Origin of the sequence: Streptomyces sp. NPDC050433 (assembly GCF_044458565.1) — a bacterium.
In the GTDB taxonomy this organism is placed as follows: Bacteria; Actinomycetota; Actinomycetes; order Streptomycetales; family Streptomycetaceae; genus Streptomyces.
Genome location: NZ_JBITIB010000011.1, coordinates 121,420 through 146,148 on the forward strand (window position 1 = coordinate 121,420; position 24,729 = coordinate 146,148).

General features: G+C 69.1%; 20 protein-coding genes. 10 read left to right on the forward strand and 10 right to left on the reverse strand.

All coding sequences use genetic code 11. From position 1 onward, the window contains the following. Window positions 1-40: 40 nt before the first annotated feature. The 3 genes from ACIBLA_RS15810 to ACIBLA_RS15820 all read right to left on the reverse strand — a co-directional run bounded on the left by ACIBLA_RS15810 (window position 41) and on the right by ACIBLA_RS15820 (window position 2,884). Entirely contained in the window at window positions 41-1,117 is a 1,077-nt protein-coding gene (locus tag ACIBLA_RS15810) for a T3SS effector HopA1 family protein (protein WP_363242308.1), read from the reverse strand. Beyond that, window positions 1,114-2,172 carry a class V lanthionine synthetase subunit LxmK gene (lxmK, locus tag ACIBLA_RS15815; RefSeq protein WP_363242307.1) on the reverse strand — a complete coding sequence of 353 codons (1,059 nt, stop codon included), beginning with the start codon at window positions 2,170-2,172 and terminating at the stop codon, window positions 1,114-1,116. Before lxmK ends, ACIBLA_RS15810 begins: the two co-directional genes overlap by 4 nt. A 541-nt stretch (window positions 2,173-2,713) precedes the next feature. Then, window positions 2,714-2,884 carry a LuxR C-terminal-related transcriptional regulator gene (locus ACIBLA_RS15820; protein ID WP_242571732.1) on the reverse strand — a complete coding sequence of 57 codons (171 nt, stop codon included), beginning with the start codon at window positions 2,882-2,884 and terminating at the stop codon, window positions 2,714-2,716. A gap of 1,220 nt (window positions 2,885-4,104) precedes the next feature. Here ACIBLA_RS15820 and ACIBLA_RS15825 point away from each other — a divergent pair. Together ACIBLA_RS15825 and ACIBLA_RS15830 are read left to right on the forward strand one after the other, a co-directional pair. Further along, entirely contained in the window at window positions 4,105-5,532 is a 1,428-nt protein-coding gene (locus ACIBLA_RS15825; protein ID WP_399198912.1) for an aminopeptidase, read from the forward strand. 167 nt (window positions 5,533-5,699) lie between these two features. Next, the gene (locus ACIBLA_RS15830; RefSeq protein WP_363242305.1) at window positions 5,700-6,365 is read left to right on the forward strand and encodes a methyltransferase domain-containing protein; all 666 of its coding nucleotides are present in this window, start codon (window positions 5,700-5,702) and stop codon (window positions 6,363-6,365) included. A 27-nt stretch (window positions 6,366-6,392) separates the two neighbouring features. Here ACIBLA_RS15830 and ACIBLA_RS15835 read toward each other — a convergent pair whose 3' ends face one another. The 3 genes from ACIBLA_RS15835 to ACIBLA_RS15845 all read right to left on the reverse strand — a co-directional run bounded on the left by ACIBLA_RS15835 (window position 6,393) and on the right by ACIBLA_RS15845 (window position 9,469). Continuing rightward, the gene (locus ACIBLA_RS15835) at window positions 6,393-7,193 is read right to left on the reverse strand and encodes a sugar phosphate isomerase/epimerase family protein (protein ID WP_399198913.1); all 801 of its coding nucleotides are present in this window, start codon (window positions 7,191-7,193) and stop codon (window positions 6,393-6,395) included. 13 nt (window positions 7,194-7,206) lie between these two features. Continuing rightward, window positions 7,207-8,178 carry a GNAT family N-acetyltransferase gene (locus tag ACIBLA_RS15840; protein ID WP_399198914.1) on the reverse strand — a complete coding sequence of 324 codons (972 nt, stop codon included), beginning with the start codon at window positions 8,176-8,178 and terminating at the stop codon, window positions 7,207-7,209. 229 nt (window positions 8,179-8,407) lie between these two features. Beyond that, window positions 8,408-9,469, reverse strand: coding sequence for a LacI family DNA-binding transcriptional regulator (locus ACIBLA_RS15845; RefSeq protein WP_363242302.1), 1,062 nt, complete (start codon window positions 9,467-9,469; stop codon window positions 8,408-8,410). A 124-nt stretch (window positions 9,470-9,593) separates the two neighbouring features. Here ACIBLA_RS15845 and ACIBLA_RS15850 point away from each other — a divergent pair, with 124 nt between their 5' ends. The 5 genes from ACIBLA_RS15850 (at window position 9,594) to ACIBLA_RS15870 (ending at window position 17,006) form a co-directional block, all read left to right on the forward strand. Then, on the forward strand, window positions 9,594-10,745 hold the full coding sequence (locus ACIBLA_RS15850) for a Gfo/Idh/MocA family protein (protein ID WP_399198915.1): 1,152 nt from the start codon (window positions 9,594-9,596) through the stop codon (window positions 10,743-10,745). Continuing rightward, window positions 10,742-11,974, forward strand: a complete 1,233-nt coding sequence (locus tag ACIBLA_RS15855; protein ID WP_399198916.1) for a dihydrodipicolinate synthase family protein — start codon at window positions 10,742-10,744, stop codon at window positions 11,972-11,974. Before ACIBLA_RS15850 ends, ACIBLA_RS15855 begins: the two co-directional genes overlap by 4 nt. A gap of 134 nt (window positions 11,975-12,108) precedes the next feature. Then, complete coding sequence (locus tag ACIBLA_RS15860) at window positions 12,109-12,900, forward strand: sugar phosphate isomerase/epimerase family protein (RefSeq protein ID WP_399198964.1); 792 nt, start codon at window positions 12,109-12,111, stop codon at window positions 12,898-12,900. Window positions 12,901-13,222: 322 nt separating this feature from the next. Next, window positions 13,223-15,445 carry an ATP-dependent RecD-like DNA helicase gene (locus ACIBLA_RS15865; RefSeq protein ID WP_363242299.1) on the forward strand — a complete coding sequence of 741 codons (2,223 nt, stop codon included), beginning with the start codon at window positions 13,223-13,225 and terminating at the stop codon, window positions 15,443-15,445. 271 nt (window positions 15,446-15,716) lie between these two features. Then, a complete protein-coding gene (locus ACIBLA_RS15870; RefSeq protein WP_363242298.1) occupies window positions 15,717-17,006 on the forward strand; it encodes a citrate synthase in 1,290 nt (429 codons plus the stop codon). Between the two features lie 474 nt (window positions 17,007-17,480). Here ACIBLA_RS15870 and ACIBLA_RS15875 read toward each other — a convergent pair whose 3' ends face one another. Together ACIBLA_RS15875 and ACIBLA_RS15880 are read right to left on the reverse strand one after the other, a co-directional pair. Then, the gene (locus tag ACIBLA_RS15875) at window positions 17,481-17,798 is read right to left on the reverse strand and encodes a heavy-metal-associated domain-containing protein (RefSeq protein ID WP_363242297.1); all 318 of its coding nucleotides are present in this window, start codon (window positions 17,796-17,798) and stop codon (window positions 17,481-17,483) included. Window positions 17,799-17,943: 145 nt separating this feature from the next. Beyond that, window positions 17,944-18,678, reverse strand: coding sequence for a TetR/AcrR family transcriptional regulator (locus tag ACIBLA_RS15880; RefSeq protein WP_399198917.1), 735 nt, complete (start codon window positions 18,676-18,678; stop codon window positions 17,944-17,946). A 153-nt stretch (window positions 18,679-18,831) separates the two neighbouring features. On the opposite strand from ACIBLA_RS15880, the gene ACIBLA_RS15885 reads away from it, so the two are divergent. After that, complete coding sequence (locus ACIBLA_RS15885; RefSeq protein WP_399198918.1) at window positions 18,832-21,093, forward strand: MMPL family transporter; 2,262 nt, start codon at window positions 18,832-18,834, stop codon at window positions 21,091-21,093. 117 nt (window positions 21,094-21,210) lie between these two features. Here the strand turns inward: ACIBLA_RS15885 and ACIBLA_RS15890 are convergent, their stop codons facing one another. Continuing rightward, window positions 21,211-21,408, reverse strand: coding sequence for a helix-turn-helix transcriptional regulator (locus ACIBLA_RS15890; RefSeq protein ID WP_399198919.1), 198 nt, complete (start codon window positions 21,406-21,408; stop codon window positions 21,211-21,213). Window positions 21,409-21,662: 254 nt separating this feature from the next. Then, window positions 21,663-22,574, reverse strand: a complete 912-nt coding sequence (locus ACIBLA_RS15895; RefSeq protein ID WP_363242293.1) for a sugar phosphate isomerase/epimerase — start codon at window positions 22,572-22,574, stop codon at window positions 21,663-21,665. Between the two features lie 126 nt (window positions 22,575-22,700). Here ACIBLA_RS15895 and iolC point away from each other — a divergent pair, with 126 nt between their 5' ends. Both iolC and ACIBLA_RS15905 read left to right on the forward strand, forming a co-directional pair. After that, window positions 22,701-23,783, forward strand: a complete 1,083-nt coding sequence (gene iolC / locus ACIBLA_RS15900) for a 5-dehydro-2-deoxygluconokinase (protein WP_399198920.1) — start codon at window positions 22,701-22,703, stop codon at window positions 23,781-23,783. Then, entirely contained in the window at window positions 23,780-24,661 is an 882-nt protein-coding gene (locus tag ACIBLA_RS15905) for a deoxyribose-phosphate aldolase (RefSeq protein ID WP_363242291.1), read from the forward strand. Before iolC ends, ACIBLA_RS15905 begins: the two co-directional genes overlap by 4 nt. Window positions 24,662-24,729: the final 68 nt, after the last annotated feature.

Genomic DNA, 24,729 nt, shown 5'->3' on the forward strand with positions numbered 1-24,729 from the left:
CGGTCACTTTCGGTCGCACGGCTGACAGTTCGCCGCCGGGTCAGGGAGCGGCGGCGGCTTTGGAGTTGGTGGTGTCGGCCGTGGGTGTCCAGGGCCAGGCCGCGGAGTCGAGGTTCCGGGCGGGATCGGCGGGGTCGACGTTCGCCTCGGCGCAGCCCGCCGCCAGCTCGGCGGCGGTCGGGCGCTCCCGGCCCTGCTCGGCGGCGGCCACGAACGCGCGGGCCACCACATGCGCACGGTGCTCGCCGAAGCTGAGCCCGCGCATGCCGGCCCGGTCGTCCTTCGGCTCGAACGCGGCCGTCACACCCGGTGCCACCACATGCGCGAACGCCGGGGCCGGGCCGTCCGGCAGCCCGGTGGCCAGGGCGCTCTCGGTCAACGCGTCGACCACGCCCCAGGATTCGGCACTCAGATAGACCACCATGCCGTCGTTCCGCGGCAGGCTGGCCGGGTTCGAGATGATCTTCGCCCGGTAGATCGCCGACCGGCTCTCCAGCGTGCTCAGCACGGCGTTCCACAGGGCGGGCCCCTGTTCGGCGTCGGCCACCCGCAGATACATGCGCAGCAGATCGCCGCCGCCGGTGCGGCCCTTGCCGCTGTCCACCAGGAAGAATCCCGGCGAGATCAGCGGGCGGGCTGACGGGAGGGTCATCAGGACCACGGGGCGCGGCGGCTCGCCGACCGTACGGCCGGTCTCCCGCAGCGACACCGCGTCGGGCACGCCCAGGCGCAAGCCGTCGATCTCCACCACGCGGCGGCCGGCGGCCGTACGTCGCCCGGTGAGGACGGCGGGCGCGACGGTCGTCGCATGCGGGGTCGCCTTGGCGAGCCTCGCCTCGTACTCCGGTGCGCGCAGTGTCTTGGGGGGCTTGCGGTCGCGCACTCCGCGTCCGGTGTGCAGCACCTCGTACAGGGTGCGGGCGAGTGTGAAGCGCATCGCCGGCGGGGACTCGGCCGTGATCTCGTCGTCGCCGACCCAGGCGGTCCTGCCGTCGGACGCGATCCGGACCGTGTCGAGCGCGTCGCGCAGACCGGCGGACAGGAGCGGCTGCCTCTCCTGGGGGCGAACGGCGTCCTCGGCACCGACAGCGGCGTCCGTGCCCGTGACCGTGCTCATGCGGCCTCCCCGAGTCCCACCGTGGAGACGAAGCTCCGCGGGTCAAGTAGCGCGGTCCGGCCGATTCCCGCCGCGGCCCGGACGATGGCCGACAGACGGCCGTTCTCCTTGGTCGAGGCGATCAGCCGGTCGATCAGATGCCAGCCCGCGTACGACGTGGCCCGTACGACGAGCCCGTCGTCCCGCGGGCCGCCGGCCTCGCGGTAGCCGCGATGGAACGCGGCGATCAGCGGCAGCACGCGGTTCAGCTCCTCGCCGCCGCGCGCCACGACCTCCTCGTGCGTGAGCGTCGCCGAGAAGGCGTCGTCCGCCTCCTGCGAGGGGATCCGCAGCACCGCGCGGTGCAGCCACTCGCCGACGTACGCCCCGACGTCACGCGCCGGATCGCCGAGCCGGAACTCCTCCCAGTCGTTCACGTACAACGCCTCGTCGGTGGCCAGGAACTGATCCAGCCTCAGATCTCCGTGGATCGGCACACGCGGCGCCTGGGCCTCGGTCGCCCGGAGTCGTTCGAGCGCGTCGAGCAGCTGGGCGTCGCGCTGCAACAGCCCCCAGCCCTGGATGAACGCGCCCGTGGCGGTGACGTAGTTCTCCAGCGGCAGCGACCGCAGGTCCTCGACGGGCGGGTACGGGTGCGGATCCGGCTCGGGGAAGTCCTCGGGCAGGAAGGGCAGTTGGTGCAGGGCGGCCACCGTACGGCCGGCCTCGGCCGACGTCGCCTCGGTGAACTCCTCCTCGGCGGCCAGCTCGCTGCCCGACCGGATGTCGTCGAGCATCCCGAAGACCAGCAGACGTTGTTCCTCGTCGCCCCCCAGGAATTCGGGGCGAGGGAAGGGTGATTGGCCGCGATTCATCAGGCGCTCGAATGACATGAGCCGCTCGTAGCGCTTCAGGGATTCCTTCGGATTCCCTTTGAGGCGCTTCACGAATACGGCACGGCCGGCGTCGGTCACGCCCGACCAGTTGTCATTGCGGCCCGGATAGGAGAAGACCTCCGAGGCGTTGAGTGAACCCAAGTGGAGCTGGACGAGGAACTGTTCGACCGATGCGTCCACGGGACTGTCGACAGCCGACGCGGTAGACCGGCCCTGCGGGTATTGAATCTTTTCGCCTGCCACAGCCGTTTTCTATCGCGGGACGCCGTCGGCCGACAACGAATTGACCGCCATCGGCCACCCCCCGGCCAGGGCGGGTCTCTGTGGGTAACGTGCCGGACTGCCGCGCCGCCTCGGACGGGCGGTGCGCGGCCGTCCCCCGAGGGTGGTCCGGGGGGCGGTCGCGGCGTCCGGGGCGGGGGCCGTACGACCACGGGTCGACCGGGCACGGTCGGCCCGTGGTCATCGGGCCGTACCTGTTGAGCAGGCCGACGAACGGCGGCCCGGTGACGATTCCTCCGCTAACCGTCACGCGACACCGCCGCTCGTAACCGCCTACTTGTCCGAACCGAGAATTCCGTATTCTCGTCGCCCGAGTGCACCGCATGCACCGAGTGCACCGCATGCACCGCGTTCAGCGCGTGATATGTGGTGCGCTACCGCATGGTGATTGGTGATTGGTGATTGGTGTACGGGCGTCGGGTCGTGGATTGGACGAGGCTCAGACGATTCTTCTCCGTACGGCCCATACGACCGCCTCGATCGGCGTTTCGACGTCGACGCGTTCGCATATGGTCCGCAGTTTGCGGCGCAGAGTGCGGTCGCTCATTCCCATCCGGCGTGCGACCTGCGCCATGGTGCAGCCCTGCGAGACAAGTTGAAGGATTCTCAAGTGATCGTTTTCCAGTCCGAGGTGGGGGGCTCTTAGGACACTTCGTGGATTCACCTGTATCAACCTCACGGTCGTCCGGCGGTGAGGCGCCGGATTCCGAGGTGCTCGACGGCCTGAAACAACAAGCTCGTTCACAGTGCTGCCGCCGGAAGAGCTGCTCTCGCAGGTTCGATCGAGCGTGGTCCGGGAAGTACGGATTCTCGGTCTATACGTCAGTCAATTTGTGCCCCCGTTTCAGTCATCGGACCGGAGTGGTCATCCGGTCCGTCCGCCCGTGACGCGGGAGTGGTCTGTCCCGCGTTCGAGGTGGGCGAGGCGTCGGCCACCCGTGGCCATGACACCCCTCCATCTCGCCTTCACTTCGTATGTTCAAACGGTTCGGTGGGTGGGGTGAACCGGGCGGGATGTGATCGCCCTGTGCTGTCGACTCGTCACCTGTCGGTCCGGAGGGTGCTCGAACGGTCTCCCAGCTTCAGTTTTCCGCCCTCGCGCAGGGGTTCGGGGGGTGGCGCGACACGCCCGGAATATGTGACGCAGATCACAGCATCCATTTGAGGTTCTCATGAGTCTCGCCCGACCCTCGTGGGTGGGGTGATGTCCGGAACGTCGCGACTGGGTACTTGGCCGGAGTGTCCGACGTACCGTCGCGGACGCGGTCGCACGCCCCGTCGAGGCGTGCCGTGAAGGCCGTGCGCGCCGCTCCGGCCGCAGGTCCCGCGAGGGGGGAAGGGCTCCCGAGGCAACCAATTCGGGCCGTCGTGGGCCGGGTTGATAAACGGCCGAATGGCCGGATGGAAGCTGCCCGGGGCGGGAACGGGAAGGCGGTATTCCGGGCACGGCAAGGTGCCGCGCCGGTTACGTGGAGGAAAGCCCATGCCCTTGTTGTGTCAGTCGTGTTAAGCGTCGGTGGAGACGGGTGAGCCCACTCCGGGAGGCGTCCCGCAATTGCGCCTCGAAGGGCAGATGGGCCGGTTCCGCTTTCGCCTCCGGCCGTTCCTCCACGTCCTCTTCAAATGCTCTTCGCGCTCTCTTCGCGCCTCCTTCGTGTCGTGTCGTGCCGGCAGGGGGTGGTCGTGCCGGACGGGGTGGGGGTGCTCCGAGACATGCGGAAGGCGGCATCGGGCAGGTTCCATCCGGGGTATGACGCCCCGCGGGGCTGGCGGGGCGGGTGCCTCCCCGGCTAGGTTCGCGTGCGTCTGTCATGAACACAGGGAGTGTGAATGCGCAAGGCGCTGAGATGGCTGCTGTCGCTCGTGCTGCTCGTCGGCACGCTGGGCGCGGCCGGTGCGGCAACCGCCGCCGACGGGAACGCGGGACCCGCGGCCCCCGACATCAAGGACCAGATCCTCGCCATCCCGGGGATGAGCCTGATCGAGGAGAAGCCGTACCCCGGTTACCGATACTTCGTCCTCAACTACACCCAGCCGGTCGACCACGAGCGGCCGTCGAAGGGCACCTTCAAGCAGCGCCTTACGCTGCTGCACAAGGACACCAGCCGTCCCACCGTCTTCTTCACGAGCGGGTACGGCGTGTCCACCAACCCGAGCCGCAGTGAGCCGACACGGATCATCGACGGCAACCAGGTCTCGCTCGAATACCGCTTCTTCACCCCGTCCCGGCCCGAGCCGGCCGACTGGTCGAAGCTCGACTACGAGCAGGCCGCGGCCGACCAGCACCGGATCTTCGGCGAGCTGAAGAAGATCTACCCGAAGAAGTGGCTCGCCACCGGAGGCTCGAAGGGCGGCATGACCGCCACGTACTACGAGCGCTTCCACCCGCGGGACATGGACGGCGTCGTCGCCTACGTGGCACCCAACGACGTGGTGAACAACGAGGATTCCGCCTACGACCGCTTCTTCGAGCAGGTCGGCACCGAGGAGTGCCGCGCCAAGCTCAACGCCGTACAGCGCGAGGCGCTGGTCCGGCGTGAGCCGCTGGAGAAGATGTACGAGACGTGGGCGAAGGCGGAAGGCGCGAACTTCACCACCGTCGGCACGCTCGACAAGGCGTACGAGGCCGTGGTGCTCGACTTCGTCTGGGCCTTCTGGCAGTACAGCCTGGAAGCCGACTGCGAGAGCATCCCGCCGGCCACCGCGTCGGACGAGGAGATCTACAACATCATCGACGCGATCTCCGGGTTCTCCTTCTACACCGACCAGGGCCTCGCCGGGTACACGCCGTACTACTACCAGGCCGGCACCGAACTCGGTGCGCCCACCGTCAAGTTGCCCCACCTCGGTAACCTGAGCCGCTACGGCTACCAGCCGCCTCGGAACTTCGTCCCGCGCGACATCCCCATGAAGTTCAGGCCGTGGGAGATGCCGTCCGTCGACAACTGGGTCCGCCACCACGCGAACCGGATGATGTTCGTCTACGGCGAGAACGACCCGTGGGGCGCCGAGCGCTTCCGTCCCGGCCGCGACACGAAGGACACCTACGTGTTCACCGCGCCGGGCGCCAACCACGGTGCCAACGTCGCCGGTCTGGTCCCCGACGAGCAGGCGAAGGCCACGGCCCGGATCCTCGCCTGGGCGGACGTCGCGCCGGCCGCCGTCCAGCAGGACGCCGCGAAGGCGAAGCCGCTGGCCGGGTTCGACGCGAAGCTCGACAAGCGGGACCTGGAGCGGATGCCGACGCTGCGTCAGTAGCCCACAGGCCTGTCGTCCGCACAGGACCGCCACCGGCGCGAACACGGGGTGCGCACCGGTGGCGGTGTGCTGCCAACGGGGTGGGAGGTGGGGGGCTCCCCCCACCCCTCCCTCTCCCCCCACCCCCTCATCCCCGGTTACGAGGTAGGCGGCTAGTCTCCTCGCCCATGACCGCACCTGAGCCCGCCTATCTGCGCGACACCCGAGACGGCTACAACGCCATCGCCGCCGACTACGCCGAACTCGCCAAGTCCGAACCGGAGTCCAACCCGCTGGGACGCGCGATGCTCGGCACCTTCGCCGAGTACGTACAGGCCGACGGTGCCGGTCCCGTCGTCGAAATAGGCAGCGGCCCCGGCCAGGTGACCGCCCACCTGCGCTCGCTCGGCCTCGACATCTCCGGTATCGACCTGTCACCCGTGATGGTCGAGATGGCTCGCCGGACCTACCCGGAGCTGCGGTTCGAGGAAGGGTCGATGACCGACCTCGACCTGCCCGACGGCGGACTCGCCGGCCTCGTCGCCTGGTACTCGATCATCCATATCGTCCCGGAGGAACTGCCCCATGTCTTCGCGCAGTTCCACCGGGTCCTCGCCCCAGGTGGACGGCTGCTGCTCGCCTTCCAGGTCGGCGACGAGCCTCGGCACTACGACGAGGCGTTCGGCCACCGTGTCTGCCTCGACTTCCGCAGGCTGTCCCCCGACCGGATCACCGAACTGCTGGAACAGGCCGGGTTCCAGGTGACCGCCCAACTCCTGCGTGAGCCTTACGAGACGGAGCCGACCCCGCATGCCCATCTGCTGGCCTGCAAGCCCAAGCCTCCCCAGCAGTAGCCCGGACCCCGGAGCCCCCGGCCGCCGTCAGCGCTTCCGCGCGAGCAGCGCCTCCAGATACTCGCGCCCGGGGATCAACAGGTCGGGCAGGTCCGGCGCGTCCGCGTACCAGCGCTTCTCGTACTCCCAGCAGAGCCACCCGTCGTCCCCGTCCCCGGCGAACAGGCCGACACACTCGCCCAACGGCAGCACCCCCGCGCCAAGCGCCAACGGCGTGGTGTTCTCCGCCGACGCGATGTCCTTCACCTGTATGTAGCCGAGGTGCGGCGACAGCGACGCATGGCTGGTGACCGGGCGTTCACCACCGAGCCACGTGTGCATCACGTCCCAGAGCGCACCCACCTGCTTGTGGCCGACAAGGCCGAGAACGCGCATCGCGTCGGCGCCCGTGCGGTGGGAGTCGTGCGTCTCCAGCAGGATCCGCACCTCTGACTCCGCGGCGAGCGGCGCCGCAGCGGCCAGCCGCCGCGCGGCCGTGGCGTCGGCGGCCCCGGGGTCCTGGTCGCCGCCGCCCGGGAAGACGCGTATGTACGAGGCGCCCAGGTTGCGTGCCAGCAGGATCAGTTCGTCCAGCTCCCGGCTCAGCTGCTCCTCGTCACCGCCTTCGGCGGCCACCCGCGCATACCCCGCGACGGTCAGGATCTCGACCCCGCGACGCTTGAACTCATCCACCACGGCGGCCCGTTCCGCCGCGCCGATGCCGGGATGTACGGGCTCCTCCGGATGCGCGCGCAGCTCCACACCCTGGTAGCCGGTCCGACTGGCGAGGGCGACGACCTCGGGGATGGGGAGGCCAGGGACACCGAGGGTCGAGAAGGCGAATTTCACTCCATGTCTCCTTTCACGAGTCAGAGCCCGCGACGGACTCGTCGACAAGCGGCAGCCGCCAGTCCTGGCCGACCAGGTCCGCTCCGTAGGAATGGTGTGGGTTCTCGGCGACGAGGGTGAATCCAGCCCGCAGGTAGATCTTCCGAGCGGCGGTCAGGATGTCGTTGGTCCACAGCACCACCTCCCGATACCCCGCATCGCGTGCGAAATCCACAACCGCTTGGACCAACTGCCCACCCAGGCCGTGCCCGCGTGCTTCCGGCTCGACGAGCAGGAGCCGCAGTCGCGCGGTGTCGGGCGCCTCGTCCCGTACACACATGATCGAACCCACCGGCCGCCCGTCGAGCTCGGCTATCCACACCCGCTCCAGCCGTTCGTCGTGGTCCTCCGCGTAGTCGGCGACGATCCTGGCGACCGAGCCCTCGAAGGCGATGTCCCACCCGTACTCCGCCGTGTACACCGCGCCGTGCCGCTGCACGATCCAGCCCAGATCGCCGGGCACCGGCTCGCGCAGCACGGGCCCGTCGCGACGCGCGGTTCCCCGGCGGCCGTCCGCCGCCGTCTCGTCGTCGCTCAGTATTTCCCTGGCCGTCCGCAACGCCTCCGCGAGACGTGAGCGCTTGTCCGGCTCGACCCGGTCCAGCAGTGTGCCGACAGCCTCTTGCGCGCGCTCGTCGAGCAGCGCGGCGGTCCCGCGCCCCTGCTGTGTCAGCGTGATCCGCTGCCGCCGGGCGTCACGCTCCGACGGGCCGCGCTCCACGAGTCCCTCCCGCTCGAACTTGGTGAGCATTCTGCTCAAATAGCCTGCGTCCAGCGACAGTTCGGCCCGGAGTTCGGCGGCGTCCGTGCCTGGCGCGTGCGCCAGCTCGTACAGCAGCCGTGACTCGGTCAGCGTGTACGGCGTGTAGAGGTGCTTGCTGTAATTCAGCGCGCCGATGAGGTTGGTGTAGAACCGGTTGAACGCGCGAATCTCCTGAATGGTCATGGTCCCCCGACCCTTCACTCACTTTTTCCTTGACTCAGTCAACGGTACGCCGGGGTCGCCGAGATCGGCAAGACACTCGATCGGGTGAACCGGGCCTCCCGCTCGGCGCCTGGCCTGCCCCTCGCGCCCGCCCGCGCCCACGCACACGCACCCACGCGTGAGTACGCGCCGCACGCACCCGCGTCCGTCCGCGCCCGCCTGTGTCCGCCCGCATGCCCCCGCGCTCCCATCAGCCCCGTGGCGGCGCCGTCGAATCCCGCGCCATCAATTCCGCGGCGATCGTCGCGATTCCGCCCGGCGGCGGCGCCTCCGTCCCCATCGCCAGGCGCCCGGCCCGCGCCCCGGCCTCGTTCAGGGGCAGCCGCACCGTCGTCAGCGCCGGCACCGCGTCGACCGAGAACGGCAGATCGTCGAAGCCCGCCACCGAGATGTCCTGCGGAATGCGCAGGCCCCGGTCGCGCACCGCCGCGCACGCGCCCAGCGCCACCGTGTCGTTCGCGGCCACCACCGCCGTCAGGTCGGGCGCGCGCCGCAGCAGCTCCAGCGTCGCCTCGTAGCCCGAACGCCGGTCGTAGGGGCCGTGCACGGTCAGCGGACCCTGGTCCTGCGTCAGTCCCGCGGCGGTCAACGCCGCCCGGTGGCCCTCCAGCCGATGCCGGGTCGTGGTGCGCTCCGCCGGCCCCGCGACGTATCCGATCCTGCGGTGCCCGAGTGCCAGCAGATGCTCGGTGAGCCGCCGTCCGCCGCCCCGGTTGTCGAAGGCCAGCGACGCGACGACCGCGCTGCTGCCCGGCAGCGGAGGCCGCCCGCACAGCACCACATGTGTCCCCGCGTCGGCGAGTTTGGTCAGCTTGGCGGACATCGCCGCGATATGAGTGGGGTCTTCGAGGGCGCCACCGGTCAGGATCACGGCGGCGGCCCGCTGGCGCTGGAGGAGGGTGAGATACGTCAGTTCACGCTCGGGGGAACCGCCCGTGTTGCAGACGACGGCGAGCTTCTCGCCACCCGCCCGGCCGGTTCCCTCCCGGCCGCCGATCTCGGTCTGCGCGGCCCCGGCCATGATCCCGAAAAACGGGTCGGCGATGTCGTTGACCAGGATCCCGATCAGATCGGACGTGGCGGCGGCGAGCGAGCTGGCCGGCCCGTTCAGCACGTAGTCCAGTTCGTCCACCGCCCTAAGTACGCGCTCCCTGGTGGATGCGGCCACCGGGTAGTTGCCGTTCAGTACGCGGGAAACGGTGGCGGGCGACACCCGGGCGCGGGCCGCCACATCGGCCAGGGTGACTGTCATCGGCTGTTCCTCCGGAAGGTGGGTGAGTCAGTGGATCGGCCCCGGACTCTTGTCCGGTCGCTGTCGGCAGGCTAGCTTCATACCTTATAGAAAGCGCTTGCTACGGCTGTATGGAGGGAACTTCGTGACACGCAGGACAGTGCGGATCGCCATGAACGGCGTCACGGGGCGAATGGGGTACCGGCAGCACCTGGTGCGTTCCATCCTCGCGATCCGCGAACAGGGCGGACTGGACCTTGGCGGCGGTGAGGTGCTCTGGCCCGAGCCCGTCCTCGTCGGCCGCCGTGAGCACGCCCTCAGAGAGGCCGCCGAGCGGCACGGCCTCACGGAGTGGTCCACCGATCTCGACACCGTCCTCGCCGACGACACCGTCGACATCTACTTCGACGCGCAGGTCACCTCCGCGCGGGTCGAGGCCATCAAGAAAGCCGTTGCTGCCGGGAAGCACATCTACACGGAGAAGCCGACCGCGACCGACCTCGAAGGCGCCCTCGACCTGGCCCGCCTCGCCGAGAGCGCCGGCGTCAAGCACGGTGTCGTCCAGGACAAGATCTTCCTGCCGGGCCTGTTGAAGCTGAAGCGTCTCATCGACGGCGGCTTCTTCGGCGAGATCCTCTCCGTACGAGGCGAGTTCGGCTACTGGGTCTTCGAAGGCGACTGGCAGGAGCCACAGCGACCGTCCTGGAACTACCGGGCCGAGGACGGCGGCGGCATCACCGTCGACATGTTCCCGCACTGGGAGTACGTCCTGCACGAGCTGTTCGGCAAGGTCAACTCCGTCTCGGCGCACATCACCACACACATTCCGCGCCGCTGGGACGAGCAGGGCAAGGAGTACGCGGCGACCGCCGACGACTCCGCCTACGGGATCTTCGAGCTGGAGGGCGGCATCGTCGCGCAGATCAACTCCTCCTGGGCAGTACGGGTCAACCGGGACGAGCTCGTCGAGTTCCAGGTCGACGGCACACACGGCTCGGCGGTGGCCGGACTGCGCCGCTGCCGTGTCCAGCACCGCAGCGCCACTCCCAAGCCCGTCTGGAACCCGGACCTCGCCGCCACCGAGTCCTTCCGCGACCAGTGGCAGGAGATCCCGGACAACACCGAGTTCGACAACGGCTTCAAGGCCCAGTGGGAGCTGTTCCTGCGCCACATCACGCTCGGTGAGCCCTACCGCTGGGACCTGCTCGCCGGCGCGCGCGGCGTACAGCTCGCGGAACTCGGGCTCAAGTCCTCGGCGCAGGGACGCCGCTTCGACGTACCGGAGCTCTCACTGTGACCACCCGGACCACACCCCCCTCCGCGGCGCCCGACACGTCCTCCGTAAGGACGTCGGGGCCGGGGCTCCGGCTCCCGGACGCGGAAGGCCGGCTGCGCACCTACCAACCGCGCCGCGAACCGGCCACCTTCACAACTACGGGAGCGGACGCCGCCCCTCTCGTCTCCCGTACGGTCTTCTCCGCCGCGCATGTCGTCGCCGACCCGTACGCCGACAGCAGTCCCGGAGCGCCGGCCGTCGTCGACTGGGACACCACTCTCGCCTTCCGTCGCCATCTGTGGTCGCACGGGCTCGGCGTCGCCGAGGCCATGGACACCGCGCAGCGCGGCATGGGCCTGGACTGGGCGGGGGCGGCCGAGCTGATCCGCCGTTCGGCGGCGGAGGCGCGGTCCACCGGCGGCCGGATCGCGTGCGGGGTGGGTACTGACCAACTCGCGCCGGGAGCACATTCCTTGGAGGAGGTGCGCGCGGCGTACGAGGAACAGCTCGCACTCGTCGAGGAGACGGGCTCCCAGGCCATCCTCATGGCTTCACGTGCGCTCGCCGCCGCGGCCGAGGGACCCGAGGACTATCTGGCCGTGTACGCCCATCTGCTGCGGCAGGCGGCCGAGCCGGTCGTCCTGCACTGGCTCGGCCCGATGTTCGACCCCGCGCTGGACGGCTACTGGGGCAGCACGGACCTCGACGCGGCCACCGAGACGTTCCTTCAGGTCATCTCCGAACACCCGGACAAGGTCGACGGGATCAAGGTCTCACTGCTGGACGCGCGTCGCGAGGTCGAGCTGCGCCGGCGTCTCCCGCAGGGGGTGCGCTGCTACACGGGCGACGATTTCAACTACCCGGAGCTGATCGCCGGCGACGAACGCGGCTTCAGCCACGCGCTGCTGGGCATCTTCGACCCGCTCGGGCCGGTGGCCGCCGAAGCCGTACGTGTCCTGGACACGGGCGACGTGAAGGGCTTCCGGGAACTGCTCGATCCCACGGTCGAACTGTCCCGCCATCTCTTCCAGGCCCCCACCCGCTTCTACAAGACGGGCGTCGTGTTCCTCGCCTGGCTGGCCGGGCACCAAGACCACTTCGCCATGGTCGGCGGCCTCCAGTCGGCCCGTTCGCTTCCGCATCTGGCGCGGGCGTACGAACTGGCCGACGGGCTGGGCCTGTTCCCGGACCCGACCGTGGCCGAGGCCCGGATGAAGTCCCTGCTCGGCGTCTACGGAGTGGACCAGTGACGGACGTGAACGAGGCGATCGACATGACCGGAGAGACGGAGACGGAGACGCAGGTGGAGACGGAGGCGTCCGACGTGTCCGACGCGAGAGCGACCGGAGTGCCGGGCGACCTCAGCCGCTTCAGCATCAACCAGATGACGGTCAAACAGCTCACCCTCCCCGAGCTGACCGAGGCGTGCGTGCGACTCGGCGTGCCGGGCGTGGGGCTGTGGCGGGAGCCGGTGCGGGCCTTCGGTACGGAGGCCGCGGCCAAGCTCGTACGCGACGCCGGGCTCGCCGTCACCACCCTGTGCCGCGGCGGCTTCCTCACGGCGATCGACCCCGTGGCACGGGCCGATGCCCTCGACGACAACCGCGCGGCGATCGACGAGGCCGTGACCCTGGGCACCGACACCCTCGTCCTGGTGTCGGGCGGGCTGCCGGCCGGAAGCCGCGATCTGTACGGGGCGCGTGAGCGGATCGCGGACGCGCTCGCGGTTCTGGCCCCGTACGCGGGGGAGCGCGGCGTACGGCTGGCGATCGAGCCGCTGCACCCGATGTACGCCTCCGACCGCTGTGTCGTCTCCACGCTCGAGCAGGCGCTGGATCTCGCGGAACGCTTCCCCGCCGAGCAGGTCGGGATCGTCGTGGACACCTACCACGTCTGGTGGGACGACCGGGCCCCGGCGGCGATCGCCAGGGCGGCGGAGCGGATCCACTCCTTCCAACTGGCCGACTGGACGACCCCGTTGCCCGCCGGGGTGCTGAACGGCCGGGGTCTGATCGGTGAAGGCGCGATCGACCTGAGGGCCTGGCGCGAACGCGTCGACGCGGCCGGGTACGACGGGCCGATCGAGGTGGAACTCTTCAACGACACCCTGTGGGTGCGGGACGGCGTGGAACTGCTGGCCGATGTCGCGGAGCGGTATGTGAGGCATGCGCTGTAAGGGCGGACTGCCTGTGACGACGAAGATGCCCGCATAAGGAAATGGACTCTTCTGTCATCTTCTGTCGTCATTCCCGATGGCAGAAAAAATAACTGCCCGCAACCGTGCAACCCTTTCGCGGTGACGTCGGTCGTACATGGCATCAAAGCTTCCGGGGAGGGGTTCGGGGGGATCGGGAAGCTTTGTTCCGAGGGGGAGCGCGTGGGGCCCGGTCCGGTGGACCGGGCCCTGAAGCGTTGGGGGACCTCCCTCGAAGCACTGTGCGACCGGGAGTTGTCCACAGGGTGGGCCGGCTGTCGTACCCGGGCGGTAGCGTCGGATCATGTCCAATCTGGCCGTGCTCGAAGGCGTTCTTGAGCGGATCACGTACAGCAACGAGGAGAACGGCTACACGGTCGCCCGCGTCGACACCGGCCGGGGCGCCGACCTGCTCACCGTGGTCGGCTCGCTCCTCGGCGCGCAGCCCGGGGAGTCCCTGCGCATGGAGGGCCGTTGGGCCTCGCACCCCCAGTACGGCAAACAGTTCACGGTGGAGAATTACACGACGGTCCTGCCCGCGACCATCCAGGGCATCCGTCGCTATCTCGGCTCCGGTCTGATCAAGGGCATCGGTCCGCGTATCGCCGAGCGGATCGTCGAGCACTTCGGCGTCGACACCCTGGAGGTCATCGAGAAGGAGCCCAAGCGGCTCGTCGAGGTTCCCGGTCTCGGACCCAAGCGGACGAAACTGATCGGCGCCGCCTGGGAGGAGCAGAAGGCCATCAAGGAAGTGATGATCTTCCTTCAGGGCGTGGGGGTGTCCACCTCGATCGCCGTCCGCATCTACAAGAAGTACGGCGACGCCTCGATCTCCGTCGTGAAGAACGAGCCCTACCGGCTGGCGGCCGACGTCTGGGGCATCGGCTTCCTCACCGCCGACCGCATCGCCCAGGCCGTGGGCATCCCGCACGACAGTCCGGACCGCGCCAAGGCCGGACTGCAGTACGCGCTTTCCCAGTCCACCGACCAGGGCCACTGCTTCCTCCCCGAGGAGCAGCTCATCTCCGACGCGGTGAAGCTTCTCCAGGTCGATGCCGGCCTGGTCATCGACTGCCTCGCGGAGCTGGCCGCCGAGCCCGAGGGAGTGGTCAGGGAAAAGGTGCCCGGCCCCGACGGGGGCGAGCCGGTCACCGCTGTCTATCTGGTGCCTTTCCACCGCGCGGAGCTGTCCCTCTCCGCCCAGCTGCTGCGGCTGCTGCGCGCCGGTGAGGACCGGATGCCCGCTTTCCAGGACGTCGTCTGGGAGAAGGCCCTGCCCTGGCTCGCGGGCCGCACAGGAGCCGAGCTGGCCCCCGAGCAGGAGGCGGCGGTGCGGCTCGCCCTCACCCGTAAGGTCGCCGTCCTGACCGGCGGGCCGGGGTGTGGAAAGTCCTTCACGGTCCGCTCGATCGTGGAGCTGGCCAGGGCCAAGAAGGCGAAGGTGGTGCTCGCTGCGCCCACCGGCCGCGCCGCCAAGCGCCTCGCCGAGCTGACCGGCGCCGAGGCGTCCACGGTCCACCGGCTGCTGGAACTCAAACCGGGCGGGGACGCGGCGTACGACAGGGACCGGCCGCTCGACGCCGATCTGGTCGTGGTCGACGAGGCGTCAATGCTGGATCTGCTGCTCGCCAACAAGCTCGTGAAGGCGGTGGCACCCGGTGCGCATCTGCTGCTCGTCGGTGACGTGGACCAGCTTCCCTCGGTCGGGGCGGGAGAGGTGCTGCGGGACCTGCTGGCCGACGACGGGCCCGTACCGCAGGTGCGTCTGACCCGGATCTTCCGGCAGGCCCAGCAGTCGGGCGTGGTCACCAACGCCCACCGCATCAACTCCGGGGTGCAGCCCATCACCCAGGGCCTCAGCGACTTCTTCCTCTTCGTGGAGGACGAGACGGAAGAGGCCGGGAAGCTCACGGTGGATGTCGCGGCCCGCCGCATCCCCGCCACCTTCGGGCTCGATCCGCGGCGTGACGTCCAGGTGCTGGCCCCGATGCACCGCGGCCCGGCCGGCGCGGGCACTCTCAACGGACTGCTCCAACAGGCCATCACCCCCGCCCGGCCGGAGCTGCCCGAGAAGCGGCTCGGCGGCCGTGTCTTCCGCGTCGGTGACAAGGTCACCCAGATCCGCAACAACTACGACAAGGGGCAGAACGGGGTCTTCAACGGCACGGTCGGGGTTGTGACTTCGCTGAACCTGGACGACCAGTGCCTGACGGTGCGGACGGACGAGGACGAGGAAGTGCCGTACGACTTCGACGAGTTGGACGAGCTGGCGCACGCGTACGCGGTGACGATCCACCGCTCGCAGGGCAGCGAGTACCCGGCCGTGGTCATCCCGGTCACGACCGGCGCATGGATGATGCTCCAGCGGAACCTGCTCTACACGGCGGTCACCCGAGCCAAGAAGCTCGTCGTCCTGGTCGGCTCGCGGAAGGCCATAGGCCAGGCTGTCCGTACGGTCTCCGCCGGCCGCCGCTTCACCGCCCTCGACCACCGGCTCTCGGGCGGCCTTCAGTCCGGCGGTTTCTAGAGCGTGGTCCGGCGCGGACGCGGGGCCCTGAACCGGCGGTGAGCCGTGTTCGGGCGTAAATGACCCCTCCAGGGGAGTGCCCGGCGGAGGGAATGCCCACGCCGGACTTTCGGAACCGGGGCGAACGGGGCAGGATGAGAAAGTTGGCGGCACTCAGTGCCGCGAATAGGCCTAATGGTCGACCCCGAGTGCACTCTCCTGAGCCAAATGGGGGATGGTAGAGACAGTCAGGGCACCTCGAAGAAGAGGCACTATGTCGGTGAGGGATGACGTGAGCGACAACTCTGTAGTACTGCGGTACGGCGATGGCGAGTACACCTACCCGGTGATCGACAGCACCGTCGGCGACAAGGGCTTCGACATCGGGAAGCTGCGGGCCCAGACCGGCCTGGTGACTCTGGACAGCGGCTACGGCAATACCGCCGCGTATAAATCCGGCATCACCTACCTCGACGGCGAGCAGGGCATCCTCCGCTACCGCGGTTACCCCATCGAGCAGCTGGCCGAGCGCTCGACGTTCCTTGAGGTGGGCTACCTGCTCATCAACGGTGAGCTTCCCAAGGTCGACGAGCTGTCGTCCTTCAAGAACGAGATCACTCAGCACACGCTGCTGCACGAGGACGTGAAGCGGTTCTTCGACGGCTTCCCGCGTGACGCGCACCCGATGGCCATGCTGTCCTCCGTGGTCAGCGCGCTGTCGACGTTCTACCAGGACAGCCACAACCCGTTCGACGAGAAGCAGCGCCACCTCTCGACGATCCGGCTGCTGGCCAAGCTGCCGACGATCGCGGCGTACGCGTACAAGAAGTCGATCGGCCACCCCTTCGTCTACCCGCGCAACGACCTCGGGTACGTCGAGAACTTCCTGCGCATGACCTTCTCGGTCCCCGCCCAGGAGTACGAACTGGACCCGGTGGTGGTCTCGGCCCTCGACAAGCTGCTGATCCTGCACGCGGACCATGAGCAGAACTGTTCGACCTCCACCGTGCGTCTGGTCGGCTCGTCGCAGGCCAACATGTTCGCCTCGATCTCCGCCGGCATCAGCGCCCTCTGGGGCCCGCTGCACGGTGGCGCCAACCAGTCGGTGCTGGAGATGCTCGAAGGCATCCAGGCCAACGGCGGCGATGTCGACTCCTTCATCCGCAAGGTGAAGAACAAGGAGGACGGCGTCCGTCTGATGGGCTTCGGCCACCGCGTCTACAAGAGCTTCGACCCCCGCGCGAAGATCATCAAGGCGGCGGCGCACGATGTCCTCTCGGCGCTCGGCAAGTCCGACGAGCTGCTCGACATCGCGCTGAAGCTGGAGGAGCACGCGCTTTCCGACGACTACTTCGTCTCGCGCAACCTCTACCCGAACGTGGACTTCTACACGGGCCTGATCTACCGGGCCATGGGCTTCCCGACCGAGATGTTCACCGTGCTCTTCGCGATCGGCCGGCTCCCCGGCTGGATCGCCCAGTGGCACGAGATGATCAAGGAGCCGGGCTCCCGCATCGGCCGCCCGCGCCAGATCTACACGGGCGAGGTCCTGCGCGACTTCGTCCCTGTCGAGAGCCGCTGAGCCTGCGGCCGAGCGCAACAGAAAGCGCCCCGCTTCCCGATCCCCCCACGGGTCGGTATAGCGGGGCGCCTCCCATATCCCCGGTGCGGATTCCCCCCACGGGATCCGGGCCGGGCGTCTGCGGTCGCCGGCAGAAGCCAGTTTCACGCGGTCTGCCGGGGTACGTACGAACCAGGGGGGCCGCTCAAAGCTCCCCAGCTGCACGTCCCCCGGCCAACGCTTGCCTGAGACATCCCCCAAGACATCTCATGAACGTCCCCCAAGACGTTCTCGGCATCGCCTCTTAGACTCGCGAGCTGCCCGGATGGTTACCCCTAAATCTATGTGATCTAGATCTCTTTGTGAAGGTCCTGTGCCTCATGTGAAGGTGCGGAGCCGCAAATCATTGGTTGCTACGAAAAGGCCTGAAACGGCGGACGGGCCGTACGCCGCCGGGGGGAACCCGGTTGCGTACGGCCCTCTGAAGGGTGTGGCTCAGGCCTGGCCGGCCAGCTCGTAACCCGCCTCGTCGACCGCCGCGCGCACGTCGCTCTCGTCGAGAGGTGCCTCGGAGACCACGGTCACCCGGCCGGAGGCGGCCTCCGCCTTCACCGATGTGACGCCCTTCAGTGCGGAGATCTCGTTGGAGACCGCGCCCTCGCAGTGGCCGCACGTCATGCCGGTGACCGCGTACACCGTGGTGACGGTGCCCGTCGTGGTCTCGGCGGCGCCGTCGTGACAGGAGCCGGTGGGTGAGCAGCAGGAACCGGCGGCCTGGGCGGTCTCCGTCTCGATCTTCGTCTCTGCGGTCATGGCGTTCTCCTCCGGGGCGGGCGTGCGAAACAGGGTGTGCCAGGGGGTGGCGGGAATGCCGTGACGCCCCGACCCATGAAAGACTATACCCCTAGGGGGTATAAATGCGAGCCCCCGGATCGCCACGCGTGATCCTTGTGCGGAGTCAGGAGTCCGGTGTTGTCGTTTCGCGCTCGGGCCGGCAGAGGGGGAGCGCGTCGCCCACGAGAGGGTTCAAGTAGCGGAACAAGGCGTTCTTCAGCTCCCCGATGTATGCCTCCCGCTCCTCGCCCTCGTGCGACAGGATCAGATCCAGGCCGCCCTTGAAAAGGACGAAGATGAACTCCGCCGTCCTGGCGCGCTCGGCGTGCGGGGTGTCGGGAAGGTAGCTGCCCAGGATCTCCTCGACGCGGGTGAGAAGGGTGGAGTGCAGGATGTCGTGCTTCTCCGTCACCTGCCCCGGAATCTCGGAGCCGTGCATCAGGACGGCGAACGCCGGATTTTCGCAGTTGAACGTGATCAGCGGGTCCAGGACGGCGTCCAGCGTCTCGGGGAGCGGCAGATTCATGTGGGCGAGTGTGAACGCCTTGCCGTACGTCGTGCGCCAGCGGTTCAGGAGCACGTCGCCCAACTCGACGGCGATGGCCTCCTTGTTCGGGAAGAACTGGTAGAGCGTGCCGGGCGAGACGCCGGCCTCGCGGGCGATGGAGTTGGTGCTCGCCGCCGTGTAGCCGCTCGTGCAGAAGACGCGGCCCGCGGCTTCGAGGAGTTGTGCGATACGGCGCTCGCCGCGGGCCTGGCGGCGCCGTGGCTTCCCTGTGTCGTCGGCCGGCCCGCCTCCCTTGGTCGCACTGTCCTGGATGCCTTGCTCCACGGCTTCGTCTCTCCTCGCTTCAGGCACGTGAACCCCCAGGATCCCTCGATCGGTTGGCGGCGGTTGACAAACGCGAGTCGGCGCTCGCATTCTTGATTAATGCGAGCGATCACTCGTGTTTGTAATTCTATGGCAGTCGCTGACCCATGCTCTGGGTCACGGTGAAGGGGACACCGCACTATGTCCGAAGTCAACAGGGGGTCGCGAATCGGCGGCTGGACCCGGTTCGTCACGGCGCGCCCACGGCTTTCGCTGCTGGTCGCCCTGGTGATCACGGCGCTGGCGGTCTTCGCGGGGAGCGGAGTCGGCGACCGGATGGGCAGCGGCGGGTGGGAAGACCCCGCTGCCTCGTCGACCTACGCGACACAGGCGTTGGAGCGTGAGTTCCCGGCCTCCCAGCCGAATCTCCTGCTGCTCGTCGACGCGGGCGGCAAAGGGGTGGACGACCCCGCCGTCGCCGCCGAGGCCGGGCGGCTCACCGAGCGGCTGGCCGCCGAAAAGGGCGTCGTAGGCGTCGGGTCGTACTGGCAGACGCGGGCGCCCGCACTGCGCGCCGAGGACGGGGGCGAGGCGCTGATCGCGGCCAGGATCGTCGGTGAGGAGAAGGAGGCCGGTGAGACCCTGGAGCGGATAGCGCCCGAATTCCGAGGCACACAGGGTTTGTTGGAGGTCTCGGTCGGCGGGCCTGTCGCCGTGCGGCACGAGATGCAGACCACCATCCAGGAGGATCTGCTGCGGGCCGAGCTGATCGCCCTGCCGGTCACGCTGGTCCTGCTCGTGATGGTCTTCGGCAGCGCGATCGCCGCCCTGCTGCCGCTGGGTATCGGCATCGTCGCCATCCTCGGGACCAATGCCGTACTGCGCGGGATCACCGAGATCACGGATGTCTCGGTCTTCGCGCAGAATCTCATCACGGCCCTGGGGCTCGGACTGGCCGTGGACTACGCGCTGTTCATCGTGCGCAGATTCCGGGAAGAACTGGCCGAGGGCGCGGACGTACGGGGCGCGGTGGGCACCACGCTCCGCACCGCCGGCCGGACGGTGTTGTTCTCCGCGCTGACGGTGGCGGTGTCGCTCGCGGCGATGATGGTCTTCCCGCAGTACTTCCTGCGCTCGTTCGCCTACGCCGGCATAGCGGTGGTGCTGCTCGCGGCAGCCGCCGCACTGATCCTGCTGCCCGCCGCGCTGATGCTGCTCGGCCATCGGGTCAACTCCCTTGACCTGCGGCGGCTGTTCGGCGGCGGGCGGAGGAAGCCGGCGATCGCCGACTCGTCCGCGGCGGAGGCGGGCGGCGGCTGGGGGCGCACGGCGGTGCTGGTGATGCGGAGGGCTCCGCTCTTCGCCGTCGCGACGGCCACAGGTCTGGTCCTTCTCGGACTGCCCTTCCTGGGCGTCAAGTTCGGCACGGCCGACGACCGGCAGCTGCCGTCGAGCGCGGAGGCGCGAGTGGTCCAGGAGGACATCAGGAGCGGCTTCCCGGGCAGCCCCGGCGGTGGCCTCGAAGTGCTGGGCGAGGGTGGGGCGACCTCCGCCGAGTACGCGGACTACCGTGAGCGGGTGGCCGCCCTGCCGGACGTGCTGCGGGTCGACGGTCCGGTCGTCTCCGGCGACCACGCGTACTTCACGGTGCTGCCGCGCGGCGAGGCGGTGGACCAGCGGACCCAGCGGCTCGTGGGTGAACTCCGGGCCGAGCCCGCCGCGTTCGACACCTCGGTCACCGGCACCGCCGCCGTGCTGGTCGATTCGAAGGACGCCATCGCGGACAGGTTGCCCCTGGCTGCGGGCATCATCGTCGTGGTGACGCTGCTGCTGGTCTTCCTGCTCACCGGCAGCGTCCTCATCCCGATCCAGGCGGTGGCGCTCAACGCGCTCAGCCTCACCGCGATGTTCGGGGCGGTCGTCTGGGTCTTCCAGGACGGCCATCTCTCCGGGCTGCTCGGTTTCACCTCGACGGGGGACATAGAGACGACGCTCCCGGTGCTGATGTTCTGCGTCGCCTTCGGACTCTCCATGGACTACGGGGTCTTCCTGATATCCCGGATCAAGGAGGAGTACGACCGCGGTGGGGACCATGAGCGCTCCGTCATATTCGGGCTTCAGCGCACCGGAGGCCTGATCACGGCGGCGGCGGTGATCCTGGCGGTGGTCATGGTCGCCATCGGCACCTCGCGGGTGACCAACACCAAGATGCTCGGCCTCGGCATCGCGCTCGCGGTGGTCATGGACGCGATGGTGGTGCGCAGCCTGCTGGTCCCGGCGGTCATGAAGCTGACCGGGAGGGCGACATGGTGGGCGCCGGGGCCGCTGCGGCGCTTCCACGACCGGTTCGGGGTGAGCGAGGGGGACTCGCCGCCGGCGGCCGGGACGGACAGCGCCGAAGCCGCTGGCGAGTCCGACGGGGCAGCGTCCGGGGCGGGTGAGCGGGACAAGGTCAGGGTCTGAGAGCCGGAACCGGACCGAGGGTCCCGTACTCCCCCACGGGGTGTGGAGTACGGGACCCTCGGGGTCGGTCGGGTCGGTAGGGACGTACGGACGTGGCACGGGGTCAGATCCGGCGCCTCACTCTCTGCGGCCTCTGGTCCCCGGGCGCTTGGCCACCCAGGCGCGGATGGTGTCCGCGTACCAGTAGGGCTTGCCGTTCTCCACGTGGTCCGGCTGCGGGAGCAGACCGTGCTTTCGGTACGAGCGGACGGTGTCCGGCAGTACCCGGATGTGTGCGGCGATCTCCTTGTAGGACCAGAGACTTCTGTCCGTCATGCGTGGCACCTCCCTGCGTCCGCCGCAGCGGCGGCCTGGGGGCCGTCTGGAGGGCTGCGACTGAAACGCTGGTGATCACTGAGCCTGTGCCCGTTGAACGACGCAGCGTGACGATGGGAGAGGGGCTGTTCCGTCACTGTGACGGAAACCCCGCGTAATGGAGATAAGCGTGACGTTAAGCGGATGTCTGTGACAGAAGCAGCGCATTGGAGGTCAGTGTGTCGACTGCCCAATTGTTCGACAGGGGCTTCGAGTTACGCGCCGCACGAGCGGAGGAAACGGCGCGTCCGCTCGGCGATCGGATAGGGCTTGTCGGGCGGGCAGGGATACATGTCCTGTTCGACGATGGCGAAGAGATCGACATCGAGTTTCTGGGCGGCCGTCAGCACCGGTGCCAGCGCGGGCACTCCGCCCGGCGGTTCGCACATCACGCCCCGCCCGACGGCCGGGCCGAACGGCACCTCGTTGGCGACGACTTCCGCGAGGATCTCCGGATCCACCTGCTTGAGGTGCAGATAGCCGATCCGCTCCCCGTACGCCTCGATCAGTTTGACGCTGTCGCCGCCGCAGTACGCGTAGTGCCCGGTGTCCAGACACAGTGACACCGAGTCGGGATCGGTGGCGTCGAGGAAACGGCTGACGTTCTCCTCGCCGTCGATATGGGTGTCGGCGTGCGGGTGGACCACGATGGTCAGCCCGAAGCGGTCGAACACCTCACGGCCGAGCCGCTCGGTCTGGGCCGTCAGATCGTGCCACTGCGCCGAGGTGAGTGTCCGGTCCTCCAGCACCTGCCCCGTCTTGTCGTCACGCCAGAAGGACGGGATGACCACGAGATGGTCCGCCCCCATCTCCCTGGTGAGCGCGGCGATGTCGGCGACATGCGCCCAGGTGGTGTCCCAGACGGAGGGCCCGTGGTGAAGTCCGGTGAACACGGTGCCGGCCGAGACCTTCAGGCCGCGCGCGGCCGTCTCGTCGGCGAGGCGGACCGGATCGGTCGGGAGGTAGCCGTAAGGGCCGAGTTCGATCCACTCGTATCCGGCCTCGGCCACCTCGTCGAGAAAACGCCGCCAGGGAACCTGCTGGGGATCGTCGGGGAACCACACGCCCCAGGAGTCGGGGGCCGACCCGACCCTGATGCGGTTCAGCGGGGGTACGGAGGAGGTCATACCGGTCAGCCTCCCGGCCGTCGGAGAAGAGTGTCAAGCCTTGGTCCGAATGTAAGGACAAAACGTTGACAGAGGTCGGGAGAGAGCACTACACCTGACAACGGCCGTCGAAACGAGGGGACGCGTATGCCTGAGCCGTACGACGTGATCACCATGGGGCGGATCGGCGTGGACCTCTATCCGCTGCGTACCGGAGTCCCGTTGGCGCAGGTCGACACCTTCGGGAAGTTCCTCGGAGGATCGGCGACGAACGTGGCGGTGGCCGCCGCCCGGCTCGGACGCCGTACCGCGGTCATCACCCGCACCGGACGGGACGCGTTCGGGGACTATCTCCACCACGCCCTGCGGGAGTTCGAGGTGGACGACCGATGGGTGACACCCGTCGACCGGTGGCCCACGCCGGTGACGTTCTGCGAGATCTTCCCCCCGGACGACTTCCCGCTCTACTTCTACCGGCAGCCCAAGGCGCCCGATCTGGAGATCCACCCGCACGAGTTGGACCTGGACGCCATCAGGTCCGCACGGATCTTCTGGATGACGGGCACCGGCCTGTGTGAGGAGCCCAGCCGGGCCGCCACACTCACAGCCCTGCGCACGCGTGCCGAGGCGCGGGGACGTAGTCCTGAGCAGCGGCCGTCCGGTGGGCGACGGCCCGGAACCGCCGTCACCGTCTTCGACCTCGACTGGCGCCCGATGTTCTGGAAGGCGCCGGCCGACGCACCCGACGCACCCGACGATCCGAAGGCGCTCATGGCGGCGGCCCGGCCCCTGTACGCGCAGGCCCTGCGCCACGCCACCGTCGCCGTGGGAAACCTGGACGAGTGCGAAGTCGCCGTCGGAGAGCGCGAACCGTACGCCGCCGCCCGAGCGCTCCTCGCCGCCGGACCCGAACTGGCCGTCGTCAAACAGGGCCCCAAGGGCGTCCTCGCCGTCCACCGCGACGGCACCACCGCCGAGGTGCCGCCCGTCCCCGTCGAGGTCGTCAACGGCCTCGGCGCCGGAGACGCCTTCGGCGGCGCCCTCTGCCACGGGCTGCTGGCCGGCTGGAACCTGGAGCGCGTCATGCGGTACGCCAACGCCGCCGGCGCCATCGTCGCCGCACGGCTCGCCTGCTCCTCCGCCATGCCGTACGCCCCGGAAGTCGTCCAGGTCCTCGGCGGAGGCCCCGTCCCCACACCAGGGACGCTGCCACCGGAGGCGACTCTGTGACCCCCGTCGACGCGTCGGAGCTCGTACGGATCCGTACGCACCGTCCCGAGGCGGTCGCCGAGGCCGCCGCCCGCCGCAGCCGCCGTCCCCTGCTGCGCCCCCGCGGACGGCTGATGATCGTCGCGGCCGACCATCCGGCCCGTGGCGCCCTCGCCGTCGGGAACCGGCGGTTGGCCATGGCCAACCGCGTCGACCTGCTGGAGCGGCTCTGCCTCGCGCTGTCCCGGCCCGGTGTGGACGGTGTGCTCGCCACCGCCGACATACTCGACGATCTGCTCCTCCTCGGCGCCCTGGAGGACCGCGTCGTCGTCGGCTCCATGAACCGCGGGGGCCTCGCGGGCGCCGCCTTCGAACTGGACGACCGCTTCACCGGCCACCGCCCCGAGGACATCGCCCGCCTCGGCTTCGACGCGGGCAAGTTGCTCCTGCGCGTCGACTACGAGGACGCGCGCTCGGCGGACACCCTCCTGTCGGCCGCCCGCGCCGTCGACGCCATGGCGGAACGTCGGCTGCCCGTCTTCGTCGAGCCGTTCATCTGCCACCGCAGGGACGGACGACTCGGCAACGATCTGTCGGCCGAGGCGGTGACCCGCTCCATCGCCATCGCCTCCGGCCTCGCCGGCACCTCGGCGTACACGTGGCTGAAACTGCCGGTCACCGAGAATCCGGACGACATGGCGCGGGTGATGGAGACGTCCACCCTGCCCGCCGTGCTGCTCGGCGGCGAGATCGGCGACGACCAGGAGGGGACGTACGAGAAGTGGCGCAAGGCACTGCGCCTGCCCACGGTGCAGGGCCTGGTCGTGGGCCGCTCGCTCCTCTACCCGGTGGACGGGGACGTCGCGGCGGCCGTCGACACCGCCGTGGGCCTGTTGTAGGGCCGCGGCCGTCCGGCTGCTGTAGCTGCAGGGACACGGGGGAGTAGGCAGACGTGCGGAGGGATACG